This is a genomic window from Alteromonas sp. 4NS20-0143 (assembly GCF_057542855.1).
The window spans coordinates 434,243-456,809 of record NZ_BAAJLR010000001.1 but is presented as its reverse complement, the minus strand read 5'-3'; the positions used below and the strand labels follow the sequence as shown (position 1 = coordinate 456,809).

At 44.4% G+C, this 22,567-nt stretch carries 16 protein-coding genes; 6 read left to right on the top strand and 10 right to left on the bottom strand.

From position 1 onward, the window contains the following. Positions 1-153: 153 nt before the first annotated feature. The 3 genes from aroA to gyrA form a co-directional block, all read right to left on the bottom strand. Positions 154-1,443, bottom strand: coding sequence for a 3-phosphoshikimate 1-carboxyvinyltransferase (gene aroA, locus AC27HD_RS01895; protein ID WP_487103435.1), 1,290 nt, complete (start codon positions 1,441-1,443; stop codon positions 154-156). A 19-nt stretch (positions 1,444-1,462) separates the two neighbouring features. Further along, entirely contained in the window at positions 1,463-2,548 is a 1,086-nt protein-coding gene (serC, locus tag AC27HD_RS01890; RefSeq protein WP_487103433.1) for a 3-phosphoserine/phosphohydroxythreonine transaminase, read from the bottom strand. Between the two features lie 172 nt (positions 2,549-2,720). After that, complete coding sequence (gene gyrA / locus AC27HD_RS01885) at positions 2,721-5,414, bottom strand: DNA topoisomerase (ATP-hydrolyzing) subunit A (protein WP_487103431.1); 2,694 nt, start codon at positions 5,412-5,414, stop codon at positions 2,721-2,723. 315 nt (positions 5,415-5,729) lie between these two features. Between gyrA and ubiG the strand changes: the two genes are divergently transcribed. The 4 genes from ubiG to yfaE all read left to right on the top strand — a co-directional run bounded on the left by ubiG (position 5,730) and on the right by yfaE (position 10,870). Continuing rightward, complete coding sequence (ubiG, locus tag AC27HD_RS01880; RefSeq protein ID WP_487103429.1) at positions 5,730-6,449, top strand: bifunctional 2-polyprenyl-6-hydroxyphenol methylase/3-demethylubiquinol 3-O-methyltransferase UbiG; 720 nt, start codon at positions 5,730-5,732, stop codon at positions 6,447-6,449. Positions 6,450-7,025: 576 nt separating this feature from the next. Next, positions 7,026-9,347 carry a class 1a ribonucleoside-diphosphate reductase subunit alpha gene (gene nrdA / locus AC27HD_RS01875; RefSeq protein WP_032096436.1) on the top strand — a complete coding sequence of 774 codons (2,322 nt, stop codon included), beginning with the start codon at positions 7,026-7,028 and terminating at the stop codon, positions 9,345-9,347. Between the two features lie 107 nt (positions 9,348-9,454). Further along, entirely contained in the window at positions 9,455-10,585 is a 1,131-nt protein-coding gene (gene nrdB, locus AC27HD_RS01870) for a class Ia ribonucleoside-diphosphate reductase subunit beta (protein WP_032096437.1), read from the top strand. A 12-nt stretch (positions 10,586-10,597) separates the two neighbouring features. After that, positions 10,598-10,870 carry a class I ribonucleotide reductase maintenance protein YfaE gene (yfaE, locus tag AC27HD_RS01865; protein WP_487103426.1) on the top strand — a complete coding sequence of 91 codons (273 nt, stop codon included), beginning with the start codon at positions 10,598-10,600 and terminating at the stop codon, positions 10,868-10,870. A gap of 144 nt (positions 10,871-11,014) precedes the next feature. On the opposite strand, the gene AC27HD_RS01860 is transcribed toward yfaE, so the two are convergent. After that, on the bottom strand, positions 11,015-12,058 hold the full coding sequence (locus AC27HD_RS01860; protein ID WP_487103424.1) for an L-dopachrome tautomerase-related protein: 1,044 nt from the start codon (positions 12,056-12,058) through the stop codon (positions 11,015-11,017). 194 nt (positions 12,059-12,252) lie between these two features. Here AC27HD_RS01860 and AC27HD_RS01855 point away from each other — a divergent pair, with 194 nt between their 5' ends. After that, positions 12,253-13,350: an NADH:flavin oxidoreductase gene (locus tag AC27HD_RS01855; RefSeq protein ID WP_487103422.1), complete on the top strand. Its 1,098-nt coding sequence runs from the start codon at positions 12,253-12,255 to the stop codon at positions 13,348-13,350. A 392-nt stretch (positions 13,351-13,742) separates the two neighbouring features. Here the strand turns inward: AC27HD_RS01855 and AC27HD_RS01850 are convergent, their stop codons facing one another. From AC27HD_RS01850 to AC27HD_RS01835, 4 genes are read right to left on the bottom strand one after another with little or no spacing between them, the layout of a single operon-like run. Continuing rightward, positions 13,743-14,678, bottom strand: coding sequence for an alcohol dehydrogenase catalytic domain-containing protein (locus tag AC27HD_RS01850; RefSeq protein ID WP_487103420.1), 936 nt, complete (start codon positions 14,676-14,678; stop codon positions 13,743-13,745). A 30-nt stretch (positions 14,679-14,708) separates the two neighbouring features. Further along, on the bottom strand, positions 14,709-15,545 hold the full coding sequence (gene dkgB, locus AC27HD_RS01845; protein WP_487103418.1) for a 2,5-didehydrogluconate reductase DkgB: 837 nt from the start codon (positions 15,543-15,545) through the stop codon (positions 14,709-14,711). A 21-nt stretch (positions 15,546-15,566) separates the two neighbouring features. Beyond that, positions 15,567-16,475: a TIGR03571 family LLM class oxidoreductase gene (locus tag AC27HD_RS01840; protein WP_487103416.1), complete on the bottom strand. Its 909-nt coding sequence runs from the start codon at positions 16,473-16,475 to the stop codon at positions 15,567-15,569. Between the two features lie 9 nt (positions 16,476-16,484). Further along, a complete protein-coding gene (locus tag AC27HD_RS01835; RefSeq protein ID WP_487103414.1) occupies positions 16,485-17,675 on the bottom strand; it encodes an MFS transporter in 1,191 nt (396 codons plus the stop codon). Positions 17,676-17,868: 193 nt separating this feature from the next. Here AC27HD_RS01835 and AC27HD_RS01830 point away from each other — a divergent pair, with 193 nt between their 5' ends. Then, positions 17,869-18,765 carry a LysR substrate-binding domain-containing protein gene (locus tag AC27HD_RS01830; RefSeq protein WP_487103412.1) on the top strand — a complete coding sequence of 299 codons (897 nt, stop codon included), beginning with the start codon at positions 17,869-17,871 and terminating at the stop codon, positions 18,763-18,765. 261 nt (positions 18,766-19,026) lie between these two features. Here the strand turns inward: AC27HD_RS01830 and AC27HD_RS01825 are convergent, their stop codons facing one another. Both AC27HD_RS01825 and AC27HD_RS01820 read right to left on the bottom strand, forming a co-directional pair. Further along, positions 19,027-21,339 (bottom strand): sensor domain-containing phosphodiesterase, encoded by a 2,313-nt coding sequence (locus AC27HD_RS01825; RefSeq protein ID WP_487103888.1) that lies wholly within the window; start codon positions 21,337-21,339, stop codon positions 19,027-19,029. 334 nt (positions 21,340-21,673) lie between these two features. Then, entirely contained in the window at positions 21,674-22,552 is an 879-nt protein-coding gene (locus AC27HD_RS01820; protein WP_487103410.1) for a DMT family transporter, read from the bottom strand. Positions 22,553-22,567: the final 15 nt, after the last annotated feature.

The following is a 22,567-nucleotide window of genomic DNA, read 5'->3' as shown; positions in this document are numbered from 1 at the left end:
GCTAAAAATCGCGCGCAATTATACGCTTTAACACGAGATTAGCAATGGCGACAGTACTTGCACGCCGCGCAGTTAATCGCCAACGTTGATATGTATCAAGTTATTGATGTTGTGAAATCGCTCTAAGTACTGCCCGATTACTGGCCTTAGCGTCTACGCTTTTTCAGAGAAAAGCGTTTTAAACCGAGTAAAGTAGTCTGGGAACGTCTTACGAGTGCACCCTGGATCGTTGATGGTTACCGGCGTGTCACTTAATGCGACAAGGGAAAAGCACATGGCAATTCTATGATCGTTGTACGTGTCTATCTCTGCATGTTTCAAACCATCAGTGGGCCATACTTTAATGTAATCGTGCCCTTCTTCTACCTCAGCACCTACTTTCTTTAGTTCGGTGGCCATTGCGTGAAGCCTGTCGGTTTCTTTAACTCGCCAGTTATAAATATTTGTCATGGTAGTTGGACCCTCGGCAAAAAGTGCCGTGGTCGCAATCGTCATGGCAGCATCGGGAATATGATTCATATCCATCGATATACCTTTAAGAGGTGCCCCAGTGACTTCCACATATTCATCATGCCAAGTAACAGTCGCCCCCATAGCCTCGAGAACATCAGCAAAGCGGATATCACCTTGAATGCTATTTTGGCCAATTCCGGTTACGCGTACCGTGCCGCCTTTAATAGCGCCGGCTGCAAGAAAGTACGAAGCAGATGATGCATCGCCCTCAACCATAAACTTACCTGGAGACACGTATTTTGCGTCACCCGATATTGTAAACGTTTGATAGTTGTTGTTGCTCACATGCACGCCGAACTTAGCCATAGTGTCCAGCGTAATATCGATGTATGGCTTAGAAACCAGCTCGCCTTTAATTCGAATAGTGACATCGTCGCTAAACAAGGGAGCAGCCATCAATAGCGCGGTAAGAAACTGACTAGACACACTGCCATCTACCGACATTTCACCGCCGGCTAATGTTTTACCTTTGATATGAAGCGGCGGAAAGCCGTCGTTCTTTAGATAAGTAATATCGGCACCGGCCTCTCGTAACCCATCGACTAAGTCAGCGATAGGTCGCTCTTCCATACGAGGCTCACCGGTAAGGATTGTATCTACTTTACTTACTGCTAATGCAGCACACAAAGGGCGCATTGCCGTTCCTGCATTGCCTAAAAATAACTCTTGGGACGCTGCAACATCAAAAGCACCGCCTTTACCCCTTACTACACATTGGGTTTTATCTTCACTTAACGTGTAGCTCACGCCAAGTTGCGTCAATGCCGTAAGCATGTGAGAAATATCATCACTATCAAGCAGGTTGGTCAGTTCAGTATCGCCCTCTGCTAGCGCCGCAAGCAGCAGAGCCCTATTTGACAGGCTTTTCGAACCAGGTACATTGACCTCTCCCGATACTTTTGCAATCGGTTCTAATGTTAACTGTTCCATCTTGTTGTCTATTCCTTTCTTATCCATTCACTCGTTCGAATTCACGCATAAACTCTACAAGGGCTAACACGCCTTCAACAGACATAGCGTTGTAAATACTCGCGCGCATGCCGCCAACAGAACGATGACCTTTAAGCGCTAGCAACCCTGCTTCTTGAGACTGCTTTAAAAACAACCCGTCTAAGTCAGTATTTGCAAGATGAAACGGCACGTTCATTTTTGAGCGATTGTGTGGATGCACTTTACTTGAATAGAAATCAGAACTATCAATAGCTGAATATAGTAACGAGGCTTTTTCGGCATTGCGTTTCGCCATTGCATCTACGCCGCCCATGTCTTTCAACCACTCAAATACCAACCCCGCTAAATACCATGAGAAGGTTGGCGGCGTGTTGTACATAGAGTCAGCTTTAGCTGCTAGAGCATAATCGAAGATAGAAGGTGTTTCCTTACGGGCATAACCCACTAAGTCTTCACGAACAATAACCACTGACAAACCACTTGGGCCAATGTTCTTTTGCGCTCCAGCGTAAATAATACCGTGCTTAGCCACATCTAGCGGTTGCGACAATATTGTTGAAGACATGTCTGACACTAAGGGCACATCGCCTGATTCAGGTAGCCAATCAAAAGCAATACCATCGACAGTTTCATTCGGGCAAAAGTGATAATACGCAGCCGATTGGTCAATATTGGCAAGTGAAGGCTGAGCAACAAAATGCATTCCATCTTTATCCGTTACTTCGCCAATAACCACTGCGTTGTTATACTTGTTCGCCTCTGCTACAGCTCCCTTAGACCAAGAACCACTGACAAGGTGAAGACTGGTATCCTCACTCTTAGAAATATTCAGAGGCACTGCAGCAAACTGACCACGACCACCACCATGGGTGAACAGAACGTGATAGTTTGAAGGAATAGATAAAAGATCACGCAGATCCTGCTCGGCCTTTGCGGCTATCTCAATAAAATCTTTGCCTCGATGACTTACTTCCATGACAGAGCATTGTAAGTCACGCCAGTTTGTAAATTCGCCTTGGGCTTTCTGCATCACTTCCTTAGGAAGCATTGCTGGGCCAGCACTAAAGTTAAATACCTCATTCATCGCGTTTTTCAACACCTGTATACTAGTTGCCAATTGGGATGCCAATTAGAACGCCAATTGGCAAACAAGCGGCATAAGCCGCTTGTTTGTAAGAACAATGATAATGCATACCAACTACAAAGAATTGTCTGTAGCCGGTAACTAGTTACTTTTTAAGTAACTTGCACTACCCCTAGTCTTCTGTCGTTGAGCTGTCGTCGTCTTGTGCGACGTTTTCTTCTTGCTCAGGTAACGCTTCAGGAGTAATAGGATTACCTTCTTCATCAAGATCAGGTAACTCTACAACTTCTTCAATACGTTGTAAGCCAACCACATGTTCACCTTCCACAGTACGCATCAAGCGAACACCTTGAGTGTTACGTCCCACTACTGAGACTTCGCTTACTCGTGTACGTACCAATGTACCTTGATCACTGATCAACATCATTTCGTTAGTTTCGTCTACTTGCACGGCACCAACAACTTTTCCGTTACGATCTGAAACCTTTATAGAAACAACCCCCTGGGTTGCTCGGCTCTTCGCTGGATAATCTTCTAGCGGCGTACGCTTACCGAAACCGTTTACGGTGGCCGTTAGTATAGGACCATCGCCTTTAGGAACAATAAGTGAAACCACTTTCTGATCATCTTGCAAACGAATTCCACGAACACCGGTTGCTGTTCTACCCATTGGACGAAGGGCAAGAAGCTCTTCCCCAGTTTCAGGGTCGCGTTTCACTTCACCGGTTTCGCTATCGCGAAGCTTTTCGTTAAAGCGAACCACTTTACCAGCGTCAGAGAACAACATAATGTCGTCATCACCGTGGGTAATATCAACACCAATCAGTTCGTCGCCTTCATTAAGGTTAACAGCAATAATACCGTTTGCACGAGGGCGAGAATAAAGACTTAAGTCAGTCTTCTTCACCGTACCGTTAGCCGTTGCCATAAGGACATACTTGCCTTCAACAAACTCTTTGATAGGTAAGATTGCAGTAATACGTTCGTTTTCTTCCAACGGTAAAATATTGACTATTGGACGACCACGGGCATTACGACTGGCGAACGGCAGTTGATACACTTTCAACCAATACAGTCTTCCGCGAGTTGAGAAACAAAGAATATGGTCGTGGGTATTCGCCACAAGCAGTTTTTCAATAATGTCTTCGTCTTTCATCTTCGTCGCTGATTTACCACGGCCGCCACGTCGTTGCGCCTCGTAGTCTGTCAGCTTCTGGTATTTCACGTAGCCTTCGCGAGAAAGGGTTACAACCACTTCTTCTCTCTCGATCAGGTCTTCAATGTCTATGTCGTGGCTTGCAGCAGTGATTTCTGTACGGCGTTCATCACCGTATTCTTCACGTACTTTTTCAAGTTCTTCTTGAATAACTTCCATCAAACGCTCTGGGCTGTTTAATATGTGAAGTAATTCAGCAATGATCTCTAATAGCTGCTTGTATTCTTCTAAAATCTTTTCGTGTTCAAGGCCTGTTAGCTTATGCAAGCGAAGGTCTAGAATAGCTTGTGCCTGCTGCTCGGTAAGGAAGTATTTTCCTTCGCGAATACCAAACTCTGGCATTAGCCAATCTGGTCGCGCAGCGTCGTCGCCAGCACGTTCTAGCATTTGCGACACGTCGCCTAGCTGCCAGCCTTGTGCAACCAATCCTTTTTTCGCGTCAGCTGGGCTGTTCGATGCCTTAATCAACTCAATAATTGGGTCGATGTTGGCAAGCGCAATTGCTAGGCCTTCAAGGATGTGCGCACGATCTCGTGCTTTGCGTAATTCAAACACCGTACGACGTGTAACCACTTCTCTGCGGTGAAGAATAAATGCTTCTAGCGTTTCTTTAAGGTTAAATATCTTAGGCTGAGTATTGTCCAACGCTACCATATTTATACCAAATACAGTTTGTAACTGCGTATTTGCATATAGGTGGTTTAACAATACTTCGGCTGATTCGTTGCGTTTAACCTCGATAACAATGCGCATACCGTCTTTGTCAGACTCATCACGCAATGCTGAAATACCTTCAATACGCTTTTCTTTAACTAACTCGGCCATCTTTTCGATAAGGCGAGCTTTGTTAACTTGATACGGTATTTCGTTAACGATAATTGTTTCTTTACCGTTGCTGTCAGTTTCAATGTCAGCTTTTGCGCGCAGGTAAATTTTACCGCGGCCAGTTCGGTAAGCGTCTTCAATTCCCTTGCGGCCGCTGATGGTTGCAGCAGTTGGGAAATCAGGACCCGGTATATGAGTCATCAATTCGTCGATAGACAAATCGGGATTTTCGATAAGCGCAACACAACCATTGATAACTTCAGTTAGGTTGTGCGGCGGAATATTAGTGGCCATACCCACGGCAATACCCGACGAACCATTAACTAGAAGGTTAGGCACCTTCGTTGGTAACACTTCAGGAATAAATTCAGTACCGTCATAGTTCGGAACAAAGTTAACGGTTTCTTTATCTAGGTCAGCTAACAACTCGTGGGCAATTTTTGCCATGCGCACTTCGGTGTAACGCATTGCGGCCGCAGAATCGCCATCGACAGAACCAAAGTTACCTTGTCCGTCTACCAGCATATATCGCAATGAAAAAGGTTGCGCCATACGAACGATAGTGTCGTACACAGCGGAATCACCATGTGGGTGATATTTACCAATTACATCGCCTACCACACGGGCAGATTTTTTATATGGCTTGTTGAAGTCGTTTTTTAGTTCGTTCATCGCGAACAGCACTCGGCGGTGAACTGGCTTCAAGCCATCTCTTACATCAGGCAATGCTCGCCCGACAATAACGCTCATCGCGTAATCGAGGTAGGAGTTTTTTAACTCTTCCTCAATATTAACGGGGAGAATTTCTTTAGCGTTATCAGACATAAACTGCTTAATCCCTTTTTCTTGATTTGTTCTGCGTTATCCGTTTTGACCTGCTTTTAAGTAACCTCAAAGCAATGTCTTGGTGCGCACTATTGTTATTATGTGGGTTCATAATCGTCTCACGAGTGTACCACTTGATGACAGATTTATGTAGCGCTTAATTACGCTTATTGGAGCAATATAAGGTAAGCGTTTATTTTTCGTGCAGACGGCAGTTTTAGACCCTGTATAATGGACAAAAATAGGGGAAAATGTAACTCCTACTCGGTATTTTGCGTTATCTTATTTATACGCTATTGAAGGATTCACCTGTCTATGACAAACAAAGCCGTAACAAATGTAGACCCACAAGAAATTGATAAATTTTCCCAACTCGCCTCAAGGTGGTGGGACCCTGAGGGAGAGTTTAAGCCCCTTCACCTCATAAACCCTCTTCGTCTGGACTTTATCAATCAAAATGCACAAGGCCTCTTTGGTAAAACCGTGATCGATATAGGTTGCGGTGGTGGAATACTCGCTGAGTCAATGGCCAAAGCCGGTGCTGCAGTCACAGGCTTGGACATGGCCCAAGCTTCCCTAGAAGTGGCAAAGCTTCACGGCCTGGAATCAGGGGCCAAAGTTAACTACGTTTGCTCAACTGCTGAGGACTTTGCCGCTGATAACGCTGGCAAGTTTGATGTAGTCACCTGCATGGAGATGCTAGAACACGTTCCAGATCCAGCCTCTGTAGTTTCTGCATGCGCTGCGCTAGCTAAGCCTGGAGGGCATGTGTTCTTTTCTACGCTTAATCGAAATATAAAGTCATATTTGATGGGGATCGTCGGTGCTGAATATGTCCTTAAATTGGTTCCTAAAGGTACTCACGATCACAGCAAGTTCTTGAAGCCTTCTGAGCTCATGTCGATGACTGACAATGCGGGTTTACTTCCCCGAGACATGACAGGCCTTCATATGGATCCGATCACACAAGGCTTTTATCTTTCTGCTGATAATGTGGATGTTAATTACCTACTATATACAGTAGTACCAGATTAAGTTAACACTATATGTAGGGGCATGATGATATTTCATACACCATATATCGTGTTTTTATAAAAAAGCGTTTTTAATATTAAATTAATTTAGCGTTCGATCATTTTTCTCAAAAGTGCTTGCATTTGGTTTGATTAACGCTTGTAGAACGCTAAAAAGTTAGTCTCCACTAACGTAAAAACTATGCCAGATTGAGTGATGGAAATACCACCAGATATTGGGTTGCATTACAGCGAAAACCTCACTATCTTGTGTTCTGTCCGCAGCGCGATCCGGCAGTAATTTTTCAGGATCAAAGCTCAGACGTCACGTAACAAGTTCTACGCGACGCTTTCACTGGACACAACAAAAGCAGAAAATTTTAAGCAGTCTCTACTCGTGTATTTCAGTTCAGACGGCTTTAGTGTGTTTAATGATGTCAGCATAAGTGCAAAAACAGCATCACACTAGCAGCGGTTAACGCTATGTGCAGACACGCTAAAAGTGACAACGAGACACCTTAGAAACACAACACGAATTAAAACTAAAATGGGTGTTAAACCCACGCTTTATGCGCTAACAGAAAAACGGCCAAGTAACATGAATGATAATTTATTTGTCACCAAAAGAAATGGTGAAAAAGAGTCTATTGATTTAGAAAAAATCCATAAAGTAGTAACGTGGGCGGCAAAAGGACTTAGTAACGTTTCTGTTTCGCAAGTTGAAATTAAAGCGCAAATACAGTTCTTTGACGGCATTAACACCAGCGAGATCCACGAAACATTGATCAAGTCTGCGGCAGATCTGATCTCTACCGATGCGCCTGATTATCAATACCTTGCTGCACGCCTAGCTATTTTCCATCTTCGCAAAAAAGCCTACGGACAGTTTGAGCCGCCAGCGCTTATCGACCAAGTTAAGCAAATGGTTGAAATGGGCAAATACGATAGCCATCTTCTTGAAGACTACTCTGCTGAAGAGTTCGCGGAAATGGAAACGTATATCGACCATTGGCGCGACATGAACTTCAGCTACGCCGCGGTTAAACAGCTCGAGGGGAAATACCTTGTTCAAAACCGTGTTACGGGTGAAATCTACGAAAGCGCACAGTTTCTTTATATCTTAGTTGCCGCCTGTTTATTCGCGAATTATGACAAAGCGACTCGTATGGATTACATCCGACGCTTCTACGACGCTGCGTCTACGTTTAAACTTTCATTACCAACGCCAATCATGTCTGGTGTTAGAACCCCTACCCGTCAGTTTAGCTCATGCGTTTTAATTGAAGCAGGCGATAGCCTAGATTCAATCAATGCAACTGCAAGCGCAATTGTTAAGTATGTGAGCCAACGTGCCGGTATTGGAGTGAATGCTGGGCGTATTCGTGCTCTAGGTAGCCCAATTCGCGGTGGTGAAGCATTCCACACTGGATGCATTCCTTTCTACAAGTACTTCCAAACGGCAGTTAAAAGTTGTTCACAAGGCGGTGTTCGCGGCGGTGCAGCAACTTTGTTCTATCCACTATGGCATATGGAAGTTGAATCGCTTTTAGTACTTAAAAACAACCGTGGTGTTGAAGAGAACCGCGTTCGCCACCTCGACTACGGTGTGCAGTTTAACAAGCTTATGTATCAGCGCATGATGAAAGATGGCTACATTTCATTGTTCAGCCCTTCTGATGTGCCTGGTTTGTACGATGCCTTCTTCGCCGATCAAGATAAGTTTGAAGAGCTGTACGTTAAATACGAAAATGACGACAGCATTCGCAAGAAACAAATCAAAGCCATGGAATTGTTCAGCTTGTTTATGCAAGAGCGTGCAAGTACTGGCCGTATTTATCTTCAAAATGTGGATCACTGTAATACTCACAGCCCATTCAACCCTGAAGTAGCGCCGGTACGTCAAAGTAACCTTTGTCTAGAAATTGCGCTTCCAACTAAGCCGCTTCAGCACGTAAATGATGAAGAAGGCGAGATTGCGTTGTGTACACTGTCTGCATTTAATTTAGGGGCTATTAAGTCATTAGACGAATTTGAAGAGCTAGCAGACTTAGCGGTTCGTGCACTCGACAACTTATTAGACTACCAAGACTACCCAGTGCCAGCGGCGTTTAACGCCACTATGGGTCGCAGAACCTTGGGTGTTGGTGTAATTAACTTTGCTTACTACTTGGCGAAGAATAACGTTAAATACTCTGACGGCAGTGCGAACGGTCTTGTTCACCGCACGTTCGAAGCAATGCAGTATTATTTGCTTAAGGCATCGAACAATCTCGCTAAAGAAAAAGGCGCCTGTCCGAAGTTTAATGAGACTACCTACTCGCAAGGTATAATGCCTATTGATAGTTACAAGCGTGACTTGGACAAGGTATGCAATGAGCCTCTGCAATACGACTGGGACGCTCTTCGTGAAGATGTAAAAACACACGGATTGCGCAACTCGACACTGTCGGCGTTGATGCCATCAGAAACATCGTCACAAATCTCAAATGCGACCAATGGTATTGAGCCACCTCGTGGATTTATCAGTATCAAGTCCAGTAAAGACGGTGTTTTAAAACAAGTTGTTCCAGAGTATGAGACTCTAAGAAATCAATACGAATTATTATGGGATATTCCATCTAACGATGGCTATCTACAATTAGTTGGTATTATGCAGAAGTTTATCGACCAGACAATTTCAGCAAATACAAACTACGACCCAAGCCGTTTTGATGGTAACAAGGTTCCAATGAAGCTGTTGCTTAAAGACCTGTTAACAACATACAAGCTTGGCGTGAAAACATTGTATTATCATAATACTCGCGACGGCGCGTCAGACACTTCAGCACTAGATACAAAAGCTAGTGAGCCACTTCCTCGTCAAGAAGAAGTTGTAATAGAAGAAGATGATGATTGTGCCGGCGGTGCGTGCAAAATCTAAGTATTTAGATACTGCACGTGCCCTTGCGGTGCGCCGCAAGGTAATAGATAGCAGCAAGAACACAAATAAAAATACGCGTTTATCATTAAGTTTTTAGTTAGGTCATCATGAAATACACTACGTTTAATCAACAAAGTACAAATCCGTTGCTAGAGCCAATGTTTTTCGGCAACCCCGTAAACGTTGCACGCTACGACCAGCAGAAGCATGCCATTTTCGAAAAGCTTATTGAAAAACAGATAAGTTTTTTCTGGCGCCCTGAAGAAGTTGATGTCACTCGAGATCGCGTTGATTTTCAAAAATTAACCGAGCCAGAGAAGCACATTTTCATTTCTAACCTTAAGTACCAAACATTACTTGATTCGGTACAAGGCAGAAGCCCTAACATTGCGTTCTTGCCAATCATTTCACTGCCTGAATTAGAAACCTGGGTAGAGACGTGGTCTTTTTACGAGACTATTCACTCGCGCTCTTACACGCACATATTGCGTAACTTGTTTTCTGATCCAAGTGAAATCTTTGACGACATCGTGGTAAACGATGAAATAAAGCGCCGTGCCGCTGATATTTCTAAATACTACGACGATTTGATTTTTGCAACCCAGCTTTGGCAAACCCAAGGCGAAGGCGTGCATACGGTTGACGGTGTTGCACACACAATCAATATGTACGAGCTTAAGAAAAAGCTATACCTTTGCATGAACTCTGTGAATGCCCTTGAAGCAATTCGTTTTTATGTCTCTTTTGCATGTACGTTCGCATTTGCTGAACGCAAGCTGATGGAAGGTAATTCAAAAATTATCCGTCTTATTGCTCGCGACGAAAACCTTCACTTGTCTTCAACGCAACACGTATTAAATTTGTGGGCGAAGGGTAAAGACGACCCTGAAATGGCGCAAATTGCAGAAGAATGTAAAGACGAAGCTCGCGCTATCTTTATGAACGCCGTTGAGCAAGAAAAAGAATGGGCAGATTACTTATTCCAGAACGGTTCTATGATCGGCCTGAATAAGGAAATATTGTGTTCTTATGTAGAGTACATTGCTAATCAGCGTATGACTGCCATTGGTTTCGACGCACCGTTTGACGTTAGCAGCAACCCACTGCCTTGGATGAATAACTATCTTAATTCAGACAACGTACAGGTAGCTCCTCAAGAGTCTGAGATTAGCTCATACCTTGTTGGTCAAATTGACTCAGCGGTAAGTGAAGAAGACTTTGCTGACTTTGAACTGTAATTACGCAGTTTAATGAATAGTAGTAACGAGATGCTCCGCATCGACATTGTTGATGTGGGGCAAATTAACGCCCCTACCGATAAAACCCTATTAAGCGCTATTGAAGCTGCTGGTATCAATATCCACTATCATTGCAGAGAAGGCTTTTGTGGTGCGTGTAGAACCAAGCTCCTCGAAGGTGAAGTGGAATACACCACCGACCCTCTCGCCTTTATTGATGACGACGAGATACTGCCCTGCTGCTGCGTAGCAAAAAAGCCGTTGAAAATAAAAGTCCCGCTGTAATGTAAGTTTGCGTGCGGTAGACACTCTTCAGTCTCATCACGCCTTCCTCGAGTTATAAGTCTCTTTAATCTACTAGCATTTGAAATCTGAAAACGTAAACGCCATCGAAATTTAAGGTTGCGACGACGCTTAATGTTTATAAGATCATTCTTTTGCAGGTAAAGGTACCTTATAAATTTCAAACGACATATTACTCACATCATCACCAGCGTCTTGAATTTTGCTATTAGTGTAGTACAGCGTGTTATCGTAAAGACTAAAAGTATCAGCCCAATTAACAGTGCTACCTTCCACTAACGTTTCTAGCGACTGGCTTGGTGTTAAATACTGAACTTGTTGCTTCTCTAAATCAGCTAAATAGAGATTGCCGTTATGGTATAGCATGCCGTCGGGTGCACCAGTTTGCGCTACAGTACGAACTTTCTCGGCGATATCAGCGCTAGTGTCATTACTAATATCCGCTGTATCTAGTGCATACAGTGAATAACCCGATAACGCGTGAAAATAAAGTGTGTCATTCAACCTATCAAGGGCGATACCATCTGATTGCACCTGCATATTAAATGGCTTACCTTTAATCGATAAGGTTTCCACTTCTGCTTTGGTAAATGGATGGTTATTAAGTATTCTGTAACTCGAGTCGTCGTTTAGATTATAAACAACCAGCCCTGCATGTCCCGAGTCAGTCATATAAATTCGATGTGTCTTATCATCAACGCGAAGATCATTAATATAAGAATCCGGATGATAAGCATTTTTTGAGAGCGTCAATACTCGCTCTATTTTGTCAGTACGTAAATCGACAACAAACACGCGCGGGGCATCGACTACACCTTGGAATTTCGGGTTTCTGGTATCAAGCACATACAGTTTATCTTTATGGGCGACCACCGACTGTACAGCAAGAAAGTAGTCTTCTTTTACAAGACTATCGCTAGTACAGCGATTTGCTAGGGCGTTTGGATATTCACTAACTTCCCCGCTCTTCGAAATCTCAGCGACGCTAAAATCCACACCATCGCGCCAATTGGGTGCATTGACGAACAATCGTCCATCGTTACTGACTGTTACTCCAGTGATCTGCGTTCCTTTTAGCTCTGCTACTTTGATCGGCTTCGCTGTTGCTACATTAAAAAATGCACTGCTACATAAAAGCCCGACTAAAGCCATAGTCCTTATTAGTATCATTATTTCCTCACTGTGATTATCTTTCGCAATATTAATAAAGTGTATCTAAATCAATACTTGAAAATGATACTGAAAGTTTACATTGGTATTCGCAGCGATGATTTATAAATTACTATCACTAATAGAAAATTGACTTAGTTATCCCTCAGGTTACTATTTTCAAAGTCTTAATCACCCAACATAAGAAATGCCTAATGTCAGATAACACACTATTTTCGCCTTTTAAAAATAAAGGTTTGTCACTCACCAACCGTATCGTAATGGCACCAATGACGAGACAGTTCTCACCGGATGGCATACCAACAAGCGATGTTGCTGGATATTATCGACGACGTGCCGAGGGCGGAACCGGACTTATTATTACTGAGGGCACAACCGTAAACGATAAAGTAGCTACGATGGGCGCAACAATCCCACGTTTTCACGGCGAAGATGCCCTTGCAGGCTGGAAACAAGTCGTAGATGAAGTTCACAATGCTGGCGGCAAAATAATGCCACAAATATGGCATGTAGGTATGGCTCGTGTTGCAGAAAATGCGCCTTTCCCCGAGCTGCCAAGTGCCGGGCCTTCTGGTTTGTTTAAACCGGGTAAGCAAGGTGCAGAACCAATGACCGTAGCGCATATCGAATCTGTGATTGAAGCGTTCGCTGAAGCCGCAGCTGACGCTCAACGGATTGGTATGGACGGTGTTGAAATTCATGGGGCTCATGGGTATTTAGTTGACCAGTTTTTCTGGGAAGGCACTAATCAACGCACCGATAGTTGGGGTGGCAGCATGGAAAATCGAGGCCGTTTTGCTGTTGAGATTATCAAAGCTATTCGCGCTGCAACTTCAAAAGACTTTCCCATTGTGCTTCGATACTCTCAATGGAAACAGCAGGACTACACCGCTCGACTTGCACAATCGCCTCAAGAACTAGAGCAGTTTTTACAGCCACTTAGCGAAGCTGGTGTTGATATATTTCATTGTTCTCAGCGCCGGTATTGGGAGAATGAGTTTGACGGCAGTGAATTAAATTTAGCTGGGTGGACTAAGAAAATTACTGGAAAACCAACAATCACCGTTGGCTCAGTAGGCTTAAATGACGATTTCTTTGGTGCATTTAAAGGGCAAGATTCAAGCACTCGTTCAGTGGACGATTTATTAGAGCGCCTTGATACAGGGGAATTTGATCTAGTGGCTGTTGGTAGAGCCTTGCTTCAAGATCCAAGTTGGGCGAACAAAATTAAAGAAGGTCGCACAGACGAGTTAAAGCAGTATTCAGGAAAATCCCTTGGCTCGCTATCATAACGACAATCGATTTTTCAAATCAAAATCACTTTCGGTAGCCCAAGTGTAACCCAAAAGAAAACGCTGGAAGCTCCAGGGAAGCGTTACTGAAACAGCTAAAATAGTAGTGGCCAAAATGACTTGACCACTACCATGAGTTTGCAAAGCAACTCGACGGGGTCCACTATGTCTTTAACTAGGTTACCTTTCACCCGCTCGCTTTTGACAAACTCGCTTTTGACAAACCCGCTTTTGACAAACTGAGTACGGTGTCGCTTGATGTCAGAACATAGAAATCATACATAGATTTGACATCGTTTAAAGGCTCCGGCGGTATCGTCGAAACCTTAATCTGAGCGGACTAGACTCTGTATATTGGCAAAGATAAAGTAGTAGGGTTAATCATTTTAGCGTTATGACACCGTAACCACCGCTTTTCGCTTATCGTCTTTTGAAAATTGCAGCGCCTTGTTCAAATTATCAAATTCAAACAGGTTTGGAATTTCAACAACCAAAGTCTGCGCAGCAACTTGCTCAAGTAGAGCCTCGCCATCTTTTACTAGCCGCTGCCATTGCGGTAAATCGCCATAATCATGCAGCGCGCCAAGGGCTATCTCGTGATAAGAAATCGTGCGCGTGAAGGCCGCATCAACAGGCGTTTCAATACGACCGAGAATGCTCACCACGTGACCATTAGCCTCAAGAAGCGGAACAAGTGATGCCGCGTAGTCTGGGCCATTCGCGTCGAAAAGCGCATAAAATGTTTTCCCTTTAGGTTTGCCGCGATGGATGGCTTTCACTACCATCTCGTCCGCTTGCTCTTGGGTAAAGCTACCTGAGATAACATGCACATTAAACCCAGCCTGAGAAAGTATTTGAGCGAGTAATTTGTTAACTGCACCCATGCCGCTAACTAGGACGTCAGCCCCTTTTCTTACCGGCACTTTACTAAATGCTTGCCAGGCAGTAAGCATCGGACATGGCAACGCGGCAGCCAATGCAAAATCAACACTTTCTGGCACGACCATGACTCGACTTGCGTACACTTCGCTATAATCGGCAAAGCTTCCGTTTTCACCTAAGCTATGATGATAAGCCACCCGCTTACCTAAGAGGCTGTTATCAACGCCCTCACCTACTGATACAACGACACCCGCACCGTCTACACCGGGAATGTGCCCTGTTTCCCATTCGCGCGGATTTTCATCGATAAACTTCCAATCTACAGGGTTAATACCGATAGCATAGTTACGCACAACCATACGCCCTGCTTCCGGCTCAGAAAACTCCCGTATGTTTTGTACCAGTGCTGCACCGGCTTGTGCAAATTGCCACACGTTTGCTTGCATAAAAACTCCTTAACAAGATAATTTTCCCGATTAATCCCACGCAGGTGAAAAATCGGGGTTAGCTTGGCGATCGCCACAATCTAACGCGTCAATTTTTGCGATATCGTCTGCATCTAACGTCAGTTCAAGCCCTTTGAAATTGGTTTCTAGGTTTTTGCGCTTAGTGGACGATGGGATAGTCACTAAATCATGTGCAAGCTCCCAAGCTATAACCACTTCAGCAGTGCTTACGCCATGCTTATCTGCAATAGCGGTGATGGTCTCATCTTTTAAAACTTTACCAACAGCAAAAGGCATATACCCTGTAACTGTGATGCCATATTTCTCGCACGCTCCACGCACTTTTTCATTCGTGAGATAAGGGTGCACCTCTACCTGATTCGTGGCGATCACGCCCTCACCTAACATACTCACCGCTTCTTCAATTTGCGCCACGGTGAAGTTAGAAATACCAATTTCTTTTGTCAGCCCCAGCTCTTTAACGCGCAGTAATTCACCTAGGTACTCTTCCATGCTTTCGCCGTTTTCCGGTGCCGGCCAATGGATCAGTAGTAGGTCAACGTACGACAGCTGAAGATTTTCCAAACTCTCTTTAACACTATCAACAAAGCGTGTTTTATTTAGCTTGTCGTTCCATACCTTGGTAGTAACGTAAAGGTCTTTTCGAGCCACAACATTGTTTGTAATAGCGTCTTTAATAGCACGGCCTACCGCTTCTTCGTTGCCGTAAATTTGCGCCGTATCGATATGACGAAAACCTACTTCAAGTGCCATTGTCACACTGTTATAGGCTTCATCGTCTTTTAAACGAAACGTGCCTACTCCTAGCAAAGGAATGTTGGATTGTGACTGATTTACATTAGCCATGATGCCTCCTTGTTGGCTTAGTTAGTTATGAAAGTGCGGCAATACTTTGTCGGCAATAAGCTGCATCGCATCTTTTACTGGTTGAGTATTACGCCTGAAGTGCAGGCCAATATGATCTACACCCGCGTCTTTCATTGCATTGAGTTCAGTGATAAGCCCGTTTACGCCAGTTTCAACCCCGAACCGGTGGCGTTTTATCGGCGCTTCATCGTCTTCAACCAAATTAAGATGGATAAAGCTAACGTAAGGCTTGTTACCCGCGACATTTCGCCAAAGCTCAACACGCTTTATATGGTCATTCGGTGTGCCGGGATATGCCAACCAACCGTCCATATTTTCTCCAACCCACTGAGGGCTTTGTTGAGCTAGCCCAGCCACGTAAAGTGGCGCAGAAGCCGATTTTGGCAGCAGTGACATACCGTCCTTAAGCGTATTGTCGCCATGCTTGAGAATCTCAAGTGACTGTCTAAATTGCTCACCGCGGCTGTCAAAATCAACATCAAACAAAGGGTATTCAGCCGGTCTATCGCCACTGGCGACACCGAGAATAAGACGGTCGTTACTCAGCTGCTGGACTGTTGCTGCCGCCTTTTTAACAAGCCATGGCTGCCTGAGAGGTAAAACTACAGCGGCTGTTCCTAAAAGAATATTGTCTGTAATGCCCGCCAAATAGCCCAAGTAGGTGAAGGTTTCAAAAATCTGGGCCGCATCACCAAAGCTGGGATCGTAAACCGGTACATCTCTAACCCATGCCGCTTTAAACCCCAGTTTGTCGGCTAGCTGAATACGACTGTGATGCTCGGTCACATCAGGTACGCCAAATGGCGTACCCTTTGTAGCGTCAAAATGCGCCCAGTCGTTATCTAGTGGAAGCTCCACACCTACAGAAAATTCATGTTGTGCAAGCTTATCAAAGGTATTTGTTGTCATGGTGAACTCCTATGAACTCGTTGCGTTGTCTGAGGTATTAAGTGCACGCTTGTCTAAATGGCCGCTGTAACGAGTGGCAACTAGGGCCGCGACAGAAATAAGTGCACCAATCCATGCGGTATCAGATAAATGCATGCCGTCTACAATGGCACCGCCTATAATTGAGCCCAAAGCAATGCCAATATTAAATGCCGCAATGTTTAACCCAGAGGCAACATCAACTGCATTGGGCGTAAACTTCTCTGCTAATTGAACGACGTAGACCTGAAGACCTGGGACATTTCCAAAAGCAAAGGCGCCCCACACTAATACGGTGATCACTGCAGCAACTTTACTGCCCATGGTGAACGTCAGCGCAAACAAAATTACCGCAAGGGCTGAAAAGATAATCGTTAGCGCCCGAATTGGGCCTTTTTTGTCGGCAAGCTTACCGCCATAAATATTACCGACCGCAACTGATGCACCATAAACCAACATGATTAAGCTAATAGCTGAAGGAGCAAAACCAGCTTCTTCCTGCAATATTGGTGCAAGATAAGTAAATGCTGTAAACGTGCCGCCATAGCCTAAAATCGTCATTAGATACACTAATACCAGTCGAGGCTGTACCAACACCTTCATTTGCTCACCTAACGTAGCGGGCTTACTTTGCTTTAAGTTATTCGGTACCAGAAACGCGCTGCCAACAAGCGCAAGCGTGCCAAGAGCGGAAACCACAAGAAAGGTGGCTCTCCACCCAAAGTTTTGGCCAATCCAGGTACCCAAGGGCACACCTGTGACCAACGCTACCGTTAAGCCAGTGAACATAATGGCAATAGCACTGGCTTCTTTTTCTTTCGTCACCAGTCCTGTAGCGATGGTAGAACCAACGGAAAAGAACACACCGTGGGCTAGGCCTGTCAGTATGCGCGCTAAAATCAAGCTCTCATAGCTAGGAGCCTGCCAAGCAAGAATATTACCTGCGACGAAAAGCGCCATCAAACTAAGCAGAACATGTTTTCTATTCCACTTACCAGTAAGGGCGGTAAGAACGGGTGCGCCAACGGCAACACCTACAGCGTACAAGCTCACCAGTAAGCCTGCGCTGGGTAATGTAACGCCAAGATCTGTTGCTATGGTAGGTACAAGCCCCACTATAACGAACTCGGTTGTGCCAATAGCAAACGCACTCAACGTTAAGGCAAATAATGCAATGGGCATTTCAATTATCCTCACAAAGTATTCAACGTGATGGGGGTCGTTGCCGACGCCACCTACTCCCTCCAAGTGAACAGTTAAATCATCTTGTTGGGAGTCATTTATAAAGTGCGTTCAGTTTGACAATAAATTTATTTGCAAAAAACAGTACTAATGACAAAATACTTTTGTAAAATTTGAAAATATAAGGTGTGTGATGCCAGTTTCATCAAAAACTGAAGACTTAGAAGCGTTTTTAACCGTGATAGATACAGGTAGCTTTTCCAGTGCGGCTAACTTGCTCAATCAGCAAGTAGCAAAGGTTAGTAGAGCGGTAACGCGGCTTGAAAGTTCATTAGAGGTAACCCTATTGAATCGCACTACCAGGCGTTTAGAACTAACCGAAGAAGGCGCGCTTTTTTTGCGATACGCCAGAGACGGCTTAAACGTGTTAGAGAAAGGCGAAGAAGCACTGAGACTTTTAAAGCGTACTCCTTCAGGAAAACTTCGTGTAGATGCGGCAAGCCCATTCGTCTTGCACCAGCTTGCGCCATTAGTGGGCGAGTTTAGCGAAGCATTTCCAGATATCACTCTGGACATTACTAGTCACGATAGCATTATCGACCTGTTGGAACACAAGACAGATATAGCGATACGTATTGGTGATTTAACTGATTCGAATTTGCACGCTAGGCGCTTAGGAAAAAGTAAGCTGCATATTGTGGCAAGCCCACAGTATCTTGAAAAATACCCTATATCTGAAGACGAAGGGGACATTAGCACGCTAAACAACCACAAACTGATTGGTTTTAGCGACGCACCACGTTTAAATAAGTGGCCACTCAAGCAAGATATCAATTTGCAGTACAGTCTTCACGCCTCAAGCGGTGAAACCATTCGTCAGCTATGCTTGGCAGGGCAAGGTATTGCATTACTGTCTCACTTTATGGTGCATAAAGACCTTAGCACGGGCACGCTTGTCGATTTATTTAGCGACGACATTATAAGCCCGAACCGACGGGAATCGGTTCAGGCGGTTTACTATAAAAATAGTGCGGTTTCTTCTCGGATATCCGCTTTCTTGGACTTCATTCAGTCTCGGCTCACGTTATAATCAGCCACAGATCGAGAAATAGAACATTTCTTTCATCCCTCAAGACACTCAAGACACAACCTAATTAGAACGGCTGGTCATTGATTGAACTTAAGATCTTAAACAGACAACGGCGAGCGCTGTGGAGACGACCTAGGTACAGCTCATCGCTCACTTCAGATGAAGTTAGAAGCTATTCAACGAGACTGAATGATAAAATATGGGCTATGAGAATTGAACGAGGACAATGCAAAGCCTATCCTTTTAATCATTAGCAAAGTACTAAGACTTTTTTTCTTCGCTTTGATTCATGAGTATAGATTCGAATTGCGACTTACTGACTGGTTTTGAAAAGTAATATCCTTGACCGTATTCACACCCCATACTCTTTAATATGTTCAGCTGTTCACTTGTTTCAATGCCCTCTGCAACCACCTGAATACCTAGTTTTTTCGCCATAACAATAATGGCCTCGCAAAGAATTTTGTCGTTGCTAACTTCTGTCATCGAATTAACGAAGCTTCTGTCTATTTTTATATAATCAGTGGGGAATTTCTTTAGATAGGAAATGGAGGAGTACCCAGTACCAAAGTCATCTAGCGCAATGCTTACTCCGGCCTGGCGGAACTGAAATAGTTTTTGTGAAACTTTTTCATCAGCGTCCATTAGCAAGCTTTCGGTAATCTCTATTAACAAAGCACTTGATGGCGTGTTGGTCTCCAGTAGTGCAGTCATCCACTCCATAATATTGGGCTCTGAACTAAAATAGTGGCTCGCTGATGTATTAATGCTTAGCTGCAAGTCTTTACAATAAGCCTCTCTCCAGCGATTTATATCGTCGCATACTTGAGAAAAAACCCAGTTGCTTATTTCAATGATCAAACCTGACTCTTCAGCTAGCGGAATAAAATCATCGGGTCTGATTAGTCCCCGTTTGGGGTGATTCCACCTAATTAGCGCTTCACCCTTATGAATATCGCCGCTGTCTAAAGCCACAATAGGTTGGTATTCAATAAAAAACTCATCGTTTTGGGTGGCATAGCGCAAATCATTGAGCAACCCCAACCTTTTGACAGCCGCCTCGCGCATGCTTTCCGTGTAAAACTCATAGCTATTTCTACCATTTGCCTTAACGCGAAACATGGCTTGGTCGGCATTTTTAAGCAGGCTACTTACATCTTGCGCATCATCGGGATAGAGCGTTATACCAATACTGGCACTGGTGTGAATCACCTCGTTTTCGATGGTCAAAGGTTTAGACAGTGACGACAGTAAATCATGTGTGACTCGCTCGACATTTTTAACATCGTGCAAATTATTGATGATGATGACGAACTCATCGCCGCCTAAGCGAGCAACACTATCGTTTTGCCTGACACAACGCTCAATACGACGGGCACACTGAACAAGTAATTCGTCGCCGACACCATGCCCCATAGTATCGTTTATATCTTTAAAATGATCTAAGTCGAGAAACATCACGGCGACTTTCGTGGATAGTCGATCGGCAGAACTTAATGCGTGAGACAGGTTGTCCTCCATAAGGTGGCGGTTGGGTAAACCGGTTAGGCTATCGTAGTTAGCCTGTCGCCAAATTATTTCATCCGCCCTTTCCCGCTCAATGGCAATACTCGCGACATGGGCGAAGTACTCAATTCGAGTGATGTCTTCATCTGATGGCACGCCCGCTTCTTTGTGGTAAATGGCAAAAGTACCCAGTACTTTTCCATCTGCACCGCAGATAGGTTGCGACCAACACGCTCCCAAGTTCGCCTGTTTTGCCGCATCGCGCCAAGACGCCCAATAACTATGGGTAGTTAAATCGTCTGTAATGACTCTTTCATTAAGAAAAGCCGCAGTGCCACACGCGCCCTGCCCAAGGCCAATCTCAACACCATCTATCAAATCGTTGTAAAAACCTGGCAATGAAGGAGCTGCGCCTAATCGTAGCTGAGTACCATCTAGTAACAGTATGCTGCACAGCTGGTTCTTATATTCTCTTTCAACGGCAGCGACAATATCGTCAAGTACAAATGAGAGCGGCTCCGTGTTCACCACCTTTTCAAGAATAGCACTGCGCACCCGCAACAATTTTTGCGATTCAAGAAGCTCTTGATGCTTTGTATCGAGTTCCTTTGACAATACAGAAAGGTCAGTCCGTTTCAGTTCAAGCTCAACCAAACTGCCCAAATCCTTAAGTGATTTAAGCTGCTGGGCAGAGAAGGTTCTAGGCGTGGTATCAAATACACAAATGGTTCCCACGGCCTGCCCGTCAACCATCAGTTTTATGCCCGCATAAAAGCGTATGTGAGGGTCTTCTATCACAAGGGGGTTTGAAGAAAAGCGTTTGTCTTTATAAGTATCTTGTACAATCAATGCATCGTTTTCTAAAATAGCATGGGCGCAAAAAGCGATATCTCTTGATGTTTCTTCTGCATCTAGATTAACGCGAGATTTAAACCATTGCCGTGTTGAGTCGACGAGAGAAACAGTCGCAAATTCACAGGAAAATAATTGCGCAGCCAAACGCGTAATTCTATCGAAACGTTCTTCTGGAGAGGTATCCAATATGTTTAACTTGCGCAGCGCTTCCATTCGCTTTTGTTCGTTCGGCGGCAATACTGGGCTGGTCAAAATCTCTCCTAACGCTAGTTAATAGTGCTATTTTGGATATCTTAAACGATACTGTGAATGATGAACGTCCGTATTGAAAAGAGTGGGCCTGCTTTCCCACACAGCTATCTCACATCTTGAGTGTAAAGCATAGCCAAATTCGCATATGAACGTAACACAGAGAGGCGTAAATGGGTGCTAAAATCGCTCATTTATTCAATTTTTTATGGTTTATCGCCTGAAATAGACAGATTTTGCTCTTTATTACTCACCACTCACCACTGCCACTAGAGAGATGAGACTCGATACGTCGATGCTAATTTCTTTGCCTTATCACCAGTAAAATTCCGCCTAAGGTAGCAAGTGACGCCACTATGATAGTTATGTTTAGTGATTCTTTTAAAATGGCCCACCCCATAAATGTTGCAATGATAGGGACGCTTAATTGAACAGTAGCGGCGGTGGTAGATTTTATTAAGGGTAAAGCCGCATACCAAATAGCGTAACCTGCGCCTGATGCGAGCATACCTGATGCAAGCGCGTATAAGCTGCCTGTGGGATCTATATTGATTTTAGCCCCCGTTAGAAGCACAACTGCGGCAAGAGGCACACAAAGCGCTGAAGCTATCACAAAATTTCCTGCACTTGCTACCAGTGGTGACGTTGCGCTTTTTCCAATCAAAGAATACGCTCCCCATGCAAACCCGGCTAGTATCATTAAGATAGCGGAGAGCATTGAGGGCGCGCTGCTGCTTGGTAGCAGTAATATGACTAAACCGATTATTGCAAAGGAGAAGCCAAGCGACTGTGACGGTGTAAATCTCTCCCCTTTAATAAGACCTACTGCGATCATGGTTACTTGAACTGTACCAAAAAGAAGCAGTGCACCAGTGCCTGTTGCCATTGAAATATAGGCAAATGAAAAACACAGTGCATAAACAAATAACGCAATGCCCCCAGCAACACTCGCATTTTGCTTCATCATAGCGATGAGCCTTTCTGACTCTTGCGACCGTGATTGAGAAACGTAGAACACTATTGAAAGAACAAGAAGACTAACTGCGCCACTTAACAGCCGGATAATGGTAAAAGAGCTGGGGTCAATATTCGTATTAACTAACGCCATACGGCACAGCAATGAATTTGCAGCAAAAGCGACCATCGCGGCAATAACGAGCAGCACCGATTTAAACAAAATACACTCTCCGTA